Genomic DNA, 11,823 nt, shown 5'->3' on the forward strand with positions numbered 1-11,823 from the left:
CGGCGTGCAGCTCCCGCAGGTGCTCGGTGATCTCGGCGATCCGCACGTCCTCGGCACCATGACGTAGCGCGAGCAGCGAGGCCGGAAAACCTCGAGTCGAAGTTCGCATCCGGCACCCAGATCCGCAGTCAGCCGTCGGGTCCAGGCGCGGCCCGACATGAGGACCCGGGCGGCGGAGGACTTGCCCTGTCCAGGCATCCACCGGCGAGAGTGTTGCGCTCCAGCAGCGGCGCCACCATCGGGGTGCCGCGCAGGTTCCGCCGAACGCACCCCCTTGAACACATCCACCGTGGTCGCGCTGTCGTCGAGCAGGGATACGGGCCAGCGCCCTCGGCAAGAGCGCCCTTGTCCGCACCCACAGATCCAGGATCCCAGCCTCGGTACCGGTGGTCGGCCACACCTCCTTGGCCAACCGTGCAGCCCCGTCGCGAGGTCCGCGCGGCGCCGCGCGATGCGGTCGGCGGTGACCCGGCCGGGAGCCGGACCACCGCATGGGTACCGCGCCCATCAACCCGAGCGGGGGTGAGGAACTGCAACGGCGTGCCCGCCTTCAAGTAGGCGCTGATCTGGGCGATACGCAGCGCGTCCAGGGCACGGCGATCGTGGTCTCATCCACCAGCGCGTCAAGATCGGCGTCGGTACTGGTGCGAGCCACGCCGGGCCGGCAGTGTGGCGGCGCCCCTCCACCACCCGGCCAGCAACAGCGCCGGCCCGGCCACCCACAGCGCCACCGTGGCCGCGACGGTCACCGCAGCGGTCACGAACCGGACCACCAAGCGACCATCTCCCACCACGAGCCCAGCCGAACCCGCCCGGCGCCAGCACGCGGTGACCCCACCGGCGAGCAACAGCACACCAAGCACCGCACGGCGATACCGGTCACCATCAGCGCAGCCAGTACCTGACGAGGCAGTTCCTTGATCCGCTGGGCACGGTGGCCCTTCAACGTGTCCAGACGCTCGGTCCACTCCGCCACCGCCGTGGAGTCCCCGGCCGCGCGGGCGGCGCGGATCTGCTCGCGCACCCCACCGTGGGTCGCTGCCGCGACCGCGCGCCGAACCAGCGAGCCGTACCCGGCCACCGTGGTCACCGCAGCCCGAGCGGTCACCTTCGGGGTCGCCTTCACCCCGGCCACCGCCGCCGCCCCGCTCGCCGCGCCGGACCACCCGCAGCGGTCGTGACCACATGCACCCCGGACCGAACGAGCCACCCGCCCGTCGAGCGACCTTACGCGGCCCCCGATCAGCAGACACCACCTCACCAGTGGCCGGCTCCTCAGTGACGGACTCGGCGTCGATCACCAGCGACTCACCCGCCCGGCCCCACGGGGCGGCGGGCGCCGCCCGTGCTCACCCCGCCCGGCCGCCGCACGCGGCGCCGGACCCTCGATCACGGCTTGGTCCGTGATGCTGGTCCCGATCTCGTCGTGCCGGTCGTGCGAGTTGCTGTCCACAGGTCGATTCCCCTCGATCATCGCAGGTCAGGACTGGTCGGTTCGGTGCTCATCACGCAGCGCCCGCGCCCGGGCCGGGGCGCAGCGCAGACCGGTACGGATCGACTCCGCCGAGGACGGATCGACCTCCCCCGCCGCCACCGCCGCCGCAAACTCGGCGCGCAGCGCATCCATCGAGCGAGCCCGCGGCCGGGCCACCTTCCGCGGACGACGGCGACCGTGCTCACCACCGGTCGGTCCCGTCGGCCGGTCGAGGGTGGCGACGCCGTGCCCGTCGGGGCGGTCGTCCTCGGTCCCGATGTCGGCCGGGTCGTGCTGGTTCCCGGTCCCGTCCGCGGGCTCGTCAGCGGACGGGACCGGGACGCTCAACAGGCCCGGGTTCTGCTCGGCCAGCCACGCCGACACCTCCGCCGCCAGGTCCCCGCCGTCGTCGTCGACAGGCAGACCGGGCGTGGTGTGCGGGGCCAGCACAGGGCGGCCGAGCCCGTCCCGCTCGACCCGGTAGACCCCAGGGGCATGGACCAGACGGGCGTCGCCGTCGGTGTCGATCTGCGCGACCGCGGCCCGCAACGCAGCCCGCCGGGCCGCGCGCAGCTTGCGCTCCGCCGCCCGCTCGGTGCGCGCCCTGCGGGCCGGGCGGGCCCCGGCGGTCACCAACTGGTGCGCGATCACCCCGGCCACCGACACCACACCCATCACCAGCCCGGTACTCACGCCACCGTGCTCACCGTCGAGGCCGTGGGCGAGGTTCAGCCCCGCGGCCACGGCCGCGAACGCCCACACCCCCGCCTGCAACGCCCACAGCGGCGCGGCCGGGTGCGTGCGGCGCCGCGACTGCACCGCCAGCGCGAACGCCCACATCCCCAACTCCGACAGCACCGGCAGCACCGCACCGGTCCACGACCCGTAGACCGCGACGCCATAGGCGGCCATCGCCGGGACCGCCATCACCGCCGACACCACCGCAAGCGGATAGATCAGCAGATCCACCCGATGCGCAGCCGCCCACACCCCGACCGCCGACCGTCGGGCCGCCGCACGCTTGCGTCGCTCGGTCCGGGCCCGGCGGGCCTGCTCGGCCCGCGCGGTCCGGGCGACCTGATCCCGGGTGGCCTGCTCGGTACGGCGGCGCTCGGCGATCTCCGCCCGCACCGCCTCCGCGTGCAACGCCCGCTCGGTCGCGGCGTCGGCGTCACGACGGGCCCGCTCCGCAGCAGCGGCCCGGTCCTCACGACGCCGCTGCGCCCACGTCTCGGTGCTCACCAGTCCCACCCCGACTCCATCACCGCAGCCATCTGATCCAGATCGATCCCCAAGTGCTCGCAGTGGTCCCCAGCAGCCAGCGCCGCGGTCACCACCACCATCCGCGGCACCCGCCCCGCCTCGCAGCAGGCCGGGCACAACGACAGGCACACCACCCCGACACCGGTGCCAGCGGTCACCACCACCAGGCCACCACCCACGCCCTCACCAGCCGCCACACCGCACCCAGCGCACGCCGAGTCCGTCGGGCACCGGCCGGTGTCGTCCAGATCCACCAGCGCGCTCATCGCACGGCCGCCTTCATGCACCGCGGACGCGAGCACACATCACCCATGCCCGACCGCACCCGGACCCCGCAGAACCGGCAATGCACCGGCCCCGACGCCTCCTCCGTGTGACGACCCCGCCGGTGATGCTTCGCGTGCTGCACCGCCGCCAACTCCCGCGCCACCACAGCCCGACCCACCCGGGCCCCGCCCCTGGCCGTACTCGACAACCAACCCATCGCCCCGCTCCTCTGCCTACTTCGTCTGTCCTATGTGGATCAACGAGGTGCACCCGTCCGGTCCCGACCGGCCCACACCCCGAGGGTCAGCGCGTGAAGCGAAGGACCCGCTTCGCCAACGTCACCCGGTGATCCCGACCCGCCGCGCCGTGGACGCCGTCAGGCACGACGTCGGATGCGACGGGGACGCCTCGACCAGACCGCGCCGGCCATCGAGATGACGCAGCTCGAACCGCACCCACCCCTTGGACAACAGGCCGATCGCGATGACCTGCGCCCACCCCCACCCGCCGAGCCGTAGGAGTAGACCCACCACCCCGGGCGCACCGCCCGCGCCGGACGCTCCCGTGACGCCGTCGCCGCCGCCCGCTCCACCACCGAACCCAGCCGGGCGCTCACCGCGCACCCGCCGGAGGCTCCCCAGCGCCGAGCAGAACCAGCTCCGCCCGCTCCTGCGCCGCCACAACCTCCACCACCGCCGACAGATAGCCGTCGTTGGAACGCAGACGACGCCACTCCCGCCACCCCACGACCGCGCCACCCAACGCCTCGACAGTCTCGACCCCCGCCACCCCGACCGCGACCGCGACCAACACGCCGGCCACACCGTCCAGCGGACCCGCCACCCCCAGCGCCAGAACCACGAACACCCCGGTAAGCACCACCAGCGCCACCCCGGCACCGGACCGGTGCCAGAACTCGCCCCGGACCTGGTCCAGCACCCGACGACGGAGCGCATCCACGACCCGCATCACGCCGCCTCACCTCCGACGAGCTGCCTAGCGCGGCGGGGCAGGTGGAGGACCCGCGTGGTGTGCAGGCTCGGGATCTCACGCCCCCGAGCGATCTCGTCGCCCAGCAACGCGTCGATCACGTCCGAGGTCAGGCCGTCAGGAGCCCAGCCCTCGGGTGCGCTATCGATCCGTCGGAGCGCGGCCATGTCGCGGCGTTCGGTGTACATCTGCCATCCTCCCGATTGCCTCAGTGCACATTAAGGTGCTCTGTGGTGCTCGATCTGTCAAGGGGTGTTTGTGGTGCTGTGCGGTGGCTTAGCTGGCCGCTACCGTGGCTTGGTGGCGGTCGATCAGGGAGGCGCTCAGTCGCTGAGTGCGAAGGTCAGGTCGGACCTCGTCCGACGCATCCGAGCGGGCGAGTTCCCGGTGGGGGACAAGATCCCGTCCCTGCGGGCACTCGCTGAGCACTACGGCGTCGCCGAGCTGACCGCGCACGCCGCGGTGAAGGAGATGCAGCACGCGGGGGTACTGGAGTCCGCTGCCGGTCGCGGAACGTTCGTCCGGGCCCTCCCGGACGACCCTCCCGAGGATCTGCGCGAGATCGTGGCTCGCCTCCAGGGTGAGGTCGCCGAGCTACGCGAAAGGGTCGAGACGGTCGAGGCCAAGAGATAGCTGCTACTCACGGATTCTCCGATTCACCCCCGTCGCCGGGGCCCAGTGCCTACCGTCTGTCGGACAACCAGAACGGTATTGCCAGGTCAGGGCCGAGACCCCTGACCGCGAGTACGAGTTCGACGCGGCCGAGCGTGAGGAAGCACGGAATGAAGGACCGAACCCCTACTCCCGGTGCGAGTGAGCTGATCGGGCGACTCGGAGGAGCCGTTCTGGGCGCCATCCGTGGCCGCGTCGGGCTCACTCAGGAGGGGTTCGCCGAGCAGCTCGGCGTGGGCGTCAGCACCCTGCAGGCGTGGGAGTCGGGTCGGCGCCCGCTAGTCAATGCGAGCTTCGCGGAGATCCAGCGCGTCAACCGAGGACTCCGGGCCCACAACCCGGACCCTTCGCTCCTCGTCGTGTTCGAGAAGGCACTCGTGGCGGACTCGATCTACGGCGAGCTGGCGACTGTCGGGAGCCCTGAGCACCCGCTGTCGGTCATCGTTCCCGACCGCACCCTGACCGAGCTGCTCGCCTGGCCGCTCACCGGCGAGGTGCCCCGGCAGCTCAGCGAGATCCGCACCCGGCTGTACGTGCCCAGCACGGTGCAGGACGCCGTCGCTCGGGACCTCTGTGATGCTGCGGACCAGGCCGGAACGGGCACCGAGCGAACGGCCATGTTACGTCGGCAGGTGAAGTTCCTGGTCGCGTCGAACAACTCCACACAGGGGTGGCTCCAACAGCAGACGACGAGCGATACCCGAGCCTTACCCGACCTGAGCATGTGGTCCCCGGCGTGGGCCGTGGCTCGCTCCCAGGCCGTCGCGAGTGCTCATTCCGGCGACCTCGACCCGCTGCGACGTTTCATCGACCAGGGACTGGCGCGCGATGAACTCATCATCGCGAATCTCAATTACTGGGCCTACTGGGTCGGCGAGCACGACACGTACTGGACCGACGATCGAGACATGGTCAGTCAGCAGGCGACGTGGTCCGGGGACCGGCTCCTGGCCTCGCTCGTGACCGGGGTTGCAACGGCCCCGTACCGGGAGCTGTGCGCGCATGCCCTGTGGGCGCTCCTGAGGGCACGGCGAGACCTGCTCCGCAGCTCTGAGCAGGCGAGGCACATCGGCCGAGCGGTGGAGATCGCGCTCAGCGACGATGCTGGCCTGACCGGTAAGGTTCGACAGCGCATGGAGCAGGTGGCCTACCTCGTGGAGAGTGCGATTTGAGCAACGAAATGCACGCCGTCGCCAAGTTCGCATACGAGGCCGGCCAGCTTCAGCGACTCCCCCGCTCCGGGTGGCTGCTCGCAGGAGTCAAGAATCCCGAATCGGTAGCCGAGCACAGCTTCCGTGTGGGAGTTCTCGCCTACGTCATTGCCACTCTCGAAGGCGCAAACGCAGACCGCGCGGCAGCACTGGGCCTGTTCCACGACATGCCGGAGACCCGGATCGGTGACGTCCCCAGCGTGGGGAAGCCGTACGTACGGACGCCCCCGGCTCAGGACGTCGCCCACGACCAAGTGGCGGAGCTGCCGCCGGTCCTCGCCGAGCACATCGCCGCCCTGATCGACGAACACGAGCGTGCGAAGGAACCGACTGCGACGCCAGAAGCACGCTGCTCCCGCGACGCCGACAAGATTGACTGCCTACTTGCCGCACGGGAGTACCAGGCCCAGGGCAACCAGCAGGTGCAACCGTTCGTCGACTCGATGTCGGCGGCCGTGGTGACCGAGACCGGAAAGCGTCTCGCGGTCGCGGCGCAGGAAATCCCGCCCGGCGAGTGGTGGGCCAACTTCGCCGCCAACTTCGCGAAGAACAGCGAGGCGGCGCGGGCGGCACGGTGATGCACCGAAGCCACCCCAACGCTATCTCAGCTGTCCCGTGAGGCGTCGATAAGCACAGATCCGTCGTTTAGTGTAAGGCTCTTCGAACGCAGTAACGGAAAAGCGGGAGCGTGCCTCGGCCAGCAGGCGTCGAGCGATTCCCCGGCGGCGCCAGGCCACCGCAGTCCAGATATGGGCGACGGTCTCGTAGTCGCCGTCGTTGTCACGATCGTGCACGACGACGAACCCGGTGAGGTGGCCGTTGAAGACCGATAGATTCCCCTCCCGAACGAGGACGGTCTCCAGAACGAGACCGTCCAGGGCCCTGAGACCACCGCAGACGCCTCCTGCCACTCAGGTGGCGCCACGGAGCTGTCGCAGCACCAGAACGGCGCTGAGACCGCATACCCCGACGCGCGGCCAGGCACGGACCGTCAGGTGCCGTTCCCCACTCTTCTTCTGTCACTCTGTCACTGCACCGCCCCTGACCAGCACAAACGAGAGTGACAGTTCGAGTGACAGGCCAGTGAGCCTTTTTCAACCTGGCGTTTGTGCTGGTCAAGCCGTCGAGTGGGCCTCCCCGGACCGCGACCGCGCGGCGGCCTGACCTGCATCATCGGGGATCTGGCCGCTGCCGACGGGGCCCCTGCCGCCGCTTCGCGGCGGGTCCTCGGTCAGGTTGAAAAAGGCTCAGTGACACTGTCACTCTGTCACTCGACGGCGCCCGGCCGTACGGCGATGCGACCCATCGTTGCTGCCCCCTCCTGTTCCAGCGCCTTAACGTCCACAGCGCTGCAACAGGAGGGGCGTGGACGGGCGCTCGTCGACCCGGGGGATCGAGCGGGCTGTACGCGGCCCTCTGCTCCTCCGCAGAGGCGCTACGGGACCCCGGATGCCACCCGGGGTCCCGGCCGAGCGCGGAGGAGCACTGGGACGGACGTCCGCACGGTGGTGCGGCGGGCTGGACGGTTCCAGACGATGGCACGTCTCCCCACTCTTCTTCTGTCACTCTGTCACTACACCACCCCTGACCAGCACAAACGAGAGTGACAGTTCGAGTGACACGGCCGGTAGGGCTGTCACTCTGTCACTCGGCCCATCCGGCAAGGTTTTCCCAGGACGTTCCCAGATGCGTCCGACGCCCCCGATCATTATCTACATCATGCCTGGTCAGGACATGTCTTCTCCGGCGCACGCTCCACTGCTCCGGAGGCGGGAGCGCAGGTTCGAATCCTGCCGGGGGCACCACGAGTGCCAACAGCGAAAATCGGCCCCTCACCTGCTGAAACAGGGCGAGGGGCCGTTCTCGTTGCGTCCGGGTGTCACCGGCTGTGGGTGGCCGTCAGCGGCTGGTCGTTCCCAGGGTGTTCCCACGCCCCGTTCCCAGGACGTTCCCACCGTCACCGACCGCCGAGCGCGTCCTCCACCCGCTGTCTCGCGACGGTGTCCTGGCCGTCGAGGCACTTCGCGTAAACCTTCAGCAGCACCTCCACCGAGTGCCCGGCCCACTCCGCAACCTGGGTTGCCGGGACACCTCCGTTCAGCCACGTGGACACGCAAGCGTGCCGGAGCGTGTAGGGCGTCGCGCCAAGCGGCCCGGCAGCGACGTCCTGGGTAAACGCCCGTTGGCGAGCCGAACGCCACGTCCGCATGTACGTGAGCTTGGGCAGCTCCGGCACCCGCTCCCCCGGGAACAGCCGACCGCCCGGTCCGATCGGTCGAGATGCCAGGTGGTGGTTCAGGTAGCCGGTCAGCTCCGGCGGCGTCGGTACGGTCCGTCCCTCCCCTCTCGCCCGGTTTTTGAGCTGCCGGACGTCGCGCTGTGCGCCGTCATTGGTCCAGTCCGATCCGGCGTACGGGGTCGCCTCGGCGATGTAGATCTCCCCCCACCCAGACGACGGCAACGACAGGTTGTGCTTGCGCACGTTCGCGGCCTCCTCCGGCCGGAGGGCGGCGAAGTAGAGCAGCGCGAAGAACGCCACGAGCTGCGGCCCGCTCCGCTGCGTCTCCCCCACCGCGGTGAGCAGGGTGCGGGCCTGAACTGGGTTGACGACGGTCCGCCGGTCGACGCCGGTCGAGACCTTCGGTGCCGTCCACTTGAATGTCGGCAGGGGATTCGCAGGTAGCAGCTCCCGTTCCACCGCGTACTCCAGGACGTTGAACAGCACCCGTCGCCGCTTGCTCACGACGCTCGCCGCCGCGGGTCGGCCGTCGAGCCGCTGCGCCAGCGCGTCGAGGACTCCTCGGAGGACGGCCCGCTCGGCTAGCCGCCCGACCGGCATTGCCTGCTGTTTCAGCCACCGGAGGTCCGACCGGACCGCCGCCGGGCTCCCGTCCCGCCGTGCCGTGTTGAAGGCCCACCGGTGCAGCGCCCGCCGCATCGCGACACCGTCGGGAGCCCCGTCCCGTACCCCGTCGAGCATCGCAGGAGTGATCGCCGTCAGCGCCTCGGAGATGCTGCGGCGATAGGTCGCAGCGGCCCCGGGCCACTTCATGTCCATGTAGTCGCAGGCGAAGTCGAGCCAGTTGACCACCTGTGCCGGACGGGCCGCTGAGACAGGGAGTCCCGTCTCGATGTCGAATGCCTCGCCCCGGCGGGAGGCGCTGATCAGGTCGGCACGGTAACTGTCGGCCAGCGCGCTGGTCCGGAACCGCTTCTTCCACCGCTTGGTTCCGACTCTCCACATGACGGTGTAGGCGGTGGTGGTTTTGCCCTTGTAGACGTCGGTTTTCCAGATGCGGACGTCGTAGGTGGTGGTCATCAGGCGGTCGCCTCCTCCAGGGTGTCGAGCCAGTTCTCGAAGTCGGTGCGGCGGATGCGGATCTCGCCGTTGGGGAGCTTGATGCAGCGGGGTGCGCGGCCTTTTGCGCGCCAGTCGTAGAAGGTGGAGCGGGAGATGGCGAGTTCGGTGCAGAGGTCGGTGACGGTGAGGCGGGCGGCGGACCGGCTCATGGGGTTTACCTCCGGGGTGAGTGACAGCGCGGGGCGGGTGTCACTCGGGTTGTCACAGCTGTTTACGCGGGCCAGACAGGGTGGAGTGACACAGTGACAGCGGTGGGTCTGCGCTGATGGGGCCCGACCGTCGCCGCAGGCGGGCGCTTCGGCCGCGGCCCGGCTGCGGAGGCCGAGTGACAGAGTGACACCTCCGCAGGGCCTGTCACTCGAACTGTCACTCATGTTTCCGCAGGTCAACGCGGGTCGAGTGACAGAGTGACAGAGGTGAGGCCCCGCCGCGGTCACGCGGCTGTCACTCGGACCAGCTGGGCTCGTCACTGGTGTTCTCCCTGGTCGTCGGAGGTTGAGTGACGAAGTGACAGCAGTGACAGTGGTTCGACGGCGGGTATGTCACCGCTGTCACTGCTGTCACTCGCTGCTGTAGAGGCGGTGTCGCCGGGCCAGTACTGCCCGGCGGGGTTGCGTCGGAGTTGTCCGTCGGTCTCCATGCGTCGGCAGTTCTGGCGCACGGTCCCGGCGTCGATGTCCAGGGCGGCGGCGATGTCCTTGGGCTTGGTGCCGGGGTAGTCACGCAGGTAGCGGATGATCAGCGAGCGGGTGTCGCGCATCTGGTAGTCGGCGGCGTTGCCGTCGAGCAGTGACCACGCCCCCGCGGACGGGTCGAACGCCAGTGGGTAGTCGGTTTCGTCGACGTCGCGGCCGGTGACGTGCAGGACGCCGTCCGCGCGGGCACGGGCGCGTTCGAGGACCAGGACCGCGTCGGCGGCACCGGCGAGCCCGTTGGTGCCCGAGACGGTGGCGAGGAAGTCCTCGGCGGCGGCCTTGCGGACGTGGTGGACCAGAACGACGGCGATGCCGTAGTGGTCGGCGACCCGTTTGATCCGGGTCATCGCGGCGTAGTCGGCGTCGTAGGCCGACACCCCGGGGGCGGGGTTGCCGCGGACCTTGGCGAATACGTCGATGACGACCAGGCGGGCGTCGGGATGGTTGTCGAGCCACTCCGCGACCTGCACGTCACCACCGGCAGGCATCGGCGGGCAGGCGATCGACAGGGTCAACCCGGCCGGGGCGGGCCGCCCGCCGAGCGCGATCTCCATGCGGGACTTCAACCGGCGCGGGTGTCCTCCAACGCGAGGTAGAGCACCGAACCGGCCTCGGCGTCGATCCGGCCGAACGCCGGGCGCCCGGCGGCGATGTCGAGCGCCAGCCCGAGACTCATCCAGGACTTGCCGACCTTGGGCGGTCCGGCGAGCAGGGTCACGCCTTCGCAGATGATCCCGGGCACCGCCCAGCGCGGGGTCGGGAAGTCCATGCCCATCAGCTCCTCTGCCGTCCAGGCCGTGCGGGGCGGCGTCGGCACCGCACCGAGCGCCGGGAAGCCCCCACGTCGGGGCCCGCTCTGGGAGGCGCTCACGGCGCCCTGAGTGGCCGTCTGCGCCCCGACCGCGGGGCCGCTGGTGTGTCGGGGTGGGGGTGGTGGGGAGTTCATGCCGCGTCCTCGATCCGTCGGGGTCGCTTGGCCCCGGCCCGTAGGCCGGACGCGATCGTCTTCTCGGCCTGGTGGCCGGAGTAGGCGCCGAGCGCGACGTGCCCGGCGCAGGCGCCGCGCAGCACCGCGCGGGCCTCATGCTCGGGCAGAGAGCCACCCGCGACGAGCTGCCCGAGCGCGACCGCGGCCACGTAGAGACAGGCGTTGCGCTGAGACTTGGCCGCCCCGGTGACCCGTGCTGTTTCAGCCCGTAGTGCAACGTCGAGGTAGCGGTCACGACGCCCGGACCCCGTCCGGATCGGACCCGCTGGAACAGCCGGGGGCGGGGGCGGGGCGAGCCGGTCGGCCAGCCACCCGGGCAGCGCCGCCGCCTCGGCCTGGTCGTCGGCGGCGCGGTAGACCCCGGTCGGGGTGCGGGACCCGGCGGCGACGACGTAGCCGCCACCGGCCCGGGTGTCGACCTTCCACCCGAACCCACGCCCGGTCTCCCCCGCGGTGTTGCGCAGCTCGAGCCCGGCCGGGACGCGGAAGTACAGGTGCCGCCCGCCCGACGGTGTCAGCACCTCATAGGTCACCGGGAGCACACGCCCGGCGTCGGCGAGCAGAACGGCCAAGACCCCTGCGCCGTCGATCACCCCGCGGGCAGCCCACCGCGACGGCGGCACCTCGCCCGGCTCGGGGGTGTCGAGGTCGAGCACCAGCAGCCCGGCCGGGCCGGTCGCGATGCCGACGTTGAACACCCCCGCCGACCACGCTGCGCGGATGCGGTCCGGGTCGGTGGTCGCCCGCTGCTCCCACCCACGGTGCCCGCCCGCGCACGGCCCGGTGCCCCGGCACGTGCTGTGCCCGTGCAGCGCCGGGCGCTTGCTCCCCGGCCGCAGCGGGAACACCGGCCAATCCCGCCCGGCCAACCCGAGTGCGACCCGACACAGGTCCTCCGCCGC

16 protein-coding genes are annotated in these 11,823 nt (G+C 70.8%); 4 read left to right on the forward strand and 12 right to left on the reverse strand.

Annotation, left to right across the window (positions count from 1 at the left end; genetic code table 11):
- Positions 1 to 623: 623 nt before the first annotated feature.
- Positions 624 to 773, reverse strand: a complete 150-nt coding sequence (locus Ae717Ps2_RS37910) for a hypothetical protein (protein ID WP_158071646.1) — start codon at positions 771 to 773, stop codon at positions 624 to 626.
- Between the two features lie 174 nt (positions 774 to 947).
- On the opposite strand from Ae717Ps2_RS37910, the gene Ae717Ps2_RS34360 reads away from it, so the two are divergent.
- Entirely contained in the window at positions 948 to 1,181 is a 234-nt protein-coding gene (locus tag Ae717Ps2_RS34360) for a hypothetical protein (RefSeq protein ID WP_144276126.1), read from the forward strand.
- Between the two features lie 299 nt (positions 1,182 to 1,480).
- Here the strand turns inward: Ae717Ps2_RS34360 and Ae717Ps2_RS34365 are convergent, their stop codons facing one another.
- The 5 genes from Ae717Ps2_RS34365 to Ae717Ps2_RS34385 all read right to left on the reverse strand — a co-directional run bounded on the left by Ae717Ps2_RS34365 (position 1,481) and on the right by Ae717Ps2_RS34385 (position 4,182).
- Positions 1,481 to 2,716 (reverse strand): hypothetical protein, encoded by a 1,236-nt coding sequence (locus Ae717Ps2_RS34365; protein ID WP_075334341.1) that lies wholly within the window; start codon positions 2,714 to 2,716, stop codon positions 1,481 to 1,483.
- Positions 2,713 to 3,003, reverse strand: coding sequence for a hypothetical protein (locus tag Ae717Ps2_RS34370; protein WP_143510432.1), 291 nt, complete (start codon positions 3,001 to 3,003; stop codon positions 2,713 to 2,715). The genes Ae717Ps2_RS34365 and Ae717Ps2_RS34370 overlap by 4 nt, the downstream gene beginning before the upstream one ends.
- Before the next feature lie 339 nt (positions 3,004 to 3,342).
- A complete protein-coding gene (locus Ae717Ps2_RS34375) occupies positions 3,343 to 3,627 on the reverse strand; it encodes a hypothetical protein (protein WP_075334951.1) in 285 nt (94 codons plus the stop codon).
- Positions 3,617 to 3,973, reverse strand: coding sequence for a hypothetical protein (locus tag Ae717Ps2_RS34380; RefSeq protein WP_143510434.1), 357 nt, complete (start codon positions 3,971 to 3,973; stop codon positions 3,617 to 3,619). The genes Ae717Ps2_RS34375 and Ae717Ps2_RS34380 overlap by 11 nt, the downstream gene beginning before the upstream one ends.
- Positions 3,973 to 4,182: a hypothetical protein gene (locus tag Ae717Ps2_RS34385; RefSeq protein WP_075310472.1), complete on the reverse strand. Its 210-nt coding sequence runs from the start codon at positions 4,180 to 4,182 to the stop codon at positions 3,973 to 3,975. Before Ae717Ps2_RS34385 ends, Ae717Ps2_RS34380 begins: the two co-directional genes overlap by 1 nt.
- A gap of 112 nt (positions 4,183 to 4,294) precedes the next feature.
- On the opposite strand from Ae717Ps2_RS34385, the gene Ae717Ps2_RS34390 reads away from it, so the two are divergent.
- The 3 genes from Ae717Ps2_RS34390 to Ae717Ps2_RS34400 all read left to right on the forward strand — a co-directional run bounded on the left by Ae717Ps2_RS34390 (position 4,295) and on the right by Ae717Ps2_RS34400 (position 6,455).
- Complete coding sequence (locus Ae717Ps2_RS34390) at positions 4,295 to 4,627, forward strand: GntR family transcriptional regulator (protein WP_158071531.1); 333 nt, start codon at positions 4,295 to 4,297, stop codon at positions 4,625 to 4,627.
- A 149-nt stretch (positions 4,628 to 4,776) separates the two neighbouring features.
- Positions 4,777 to 5,838: a helix-turn-helix domain-containing protein gene (locus Ae717Ps2_RS34395; protein ID WP_075310470.1), complete on the forward strand. Its 1,062-nt coding sequence runs from the start codon at positions 4,777 to 4,779 to the stop codon at positions 5,836 to 5,838.
- Positions 5,835 to 6,455 (forward strand): HD family hydrolase, encoded by a 621-nt coding sequence (locus Ae717Ps2_RS34400; protein WP_075310468.1) that lies wholly within the window; start codon positions 5,835 to 5,837, stop codon positions 6,453 to 6,455. Before Ae717Ps2_RS34395 ends, Ae717Ps2_RS34400 begins: the two co-directional genes overlap by 4 nt.
- A gap of 21 nt (positions 6,456 to 6,476) precedes the next feature.
- Here the strand turns inward: Ae717Ps2_RS34400 and Ae717Ps2_RS40810 are convergent, their stop codons facing one another.
- The 6 genes from Ae717Ps2_RS40810 to Ae717Ps2_RS34430 form a co-directional block, all read right to left on the reverse strand.
- Positions 6,477 to 6,788, reverse strand: coding sequence for a GNAT family N-acetyltransferase (locus Ae717Ps2_RS40810; RefSeq protein WP_075310466.1), 312 nt, complete (start codon positions 6,786 to 6,788; stop codon positions 6,477 to 6,479).
- Positions 6,789 to 7,834: 1,046 nt separating this feature from the next.
- Positions 7,835 to 9,196, reverse strand: a complete 1,362-nt coding sequence (locus Ae717Ps2_RS34410) for a tyrosine-type recombinase/integrase (protein WP_075310487.1) — start codon at positions 9,194 to 9,196, stop codon at positions 7,835 to 7,837.
- Positions 9,196 to 9,387: an AlpA family transcriptional regulator gene (locus Ae717Ps2_RS34415; protein ID WP_075310485.1), complete on the reverse strand. Its 192-nt coding sequence runs from the start codon at positions 9,385 to 9,387 to the stop codon at positions 9,196 to 9,198. The genes Ae717Ps2_RS34410 and Ae717Ps2_RS34415 overlap by 1 nt, the downstream gene beginning before the upstream one ends.
- 317 nt (positions 9,388 to 9,704) lie before the next feature.
- The gene (locus Ae717Ps2_RS39985; protein ID WP_255407997.1) at positions 9,705 to 10,499 is read right to left on the reverse strand and encodes an AAA family ATPase; all 795 of its coding nucleotides are present in this window, start codon (positions 10,497 to 10,499) and stop codon (positions 9,705 to 9,707) included.
- Entirely contained in the window at positions 10,496 to 10,804 is a 309-nt protein-coding gene (locus Ae717Ps2_RS39990; RefSeq protein ID WP_255407998.1) for an AAA family ATPase, read from the reverse strand. Before Ae717Ps2_RS39990 ends, Ae717Ps2_RS39985 begins: the two co-directional genes overlap by 4 nt.
- A 71-nt stretch (positions 10,805 to 10,875) precedes the next feature.
- A partial coding sequence (locus Ae717Ps2_RS34430) for a bifunctional DNA primase/polymerase (protein ID WP_369804901.1) occupies positions 10,876 to 11,823 on the reverse strand: 948 nt, incomplete at its 5' end.

Origin of the sequence: Pseudonocardia sp. Ae717_Ps2, assembly GCF_001932475.1 — a bacterium.
Lineage (GTDB): Bacteria > Actinomycetota > Actinomycetes > Mycobacteriales > Pseudonocardiaceae > Pseudonocardia.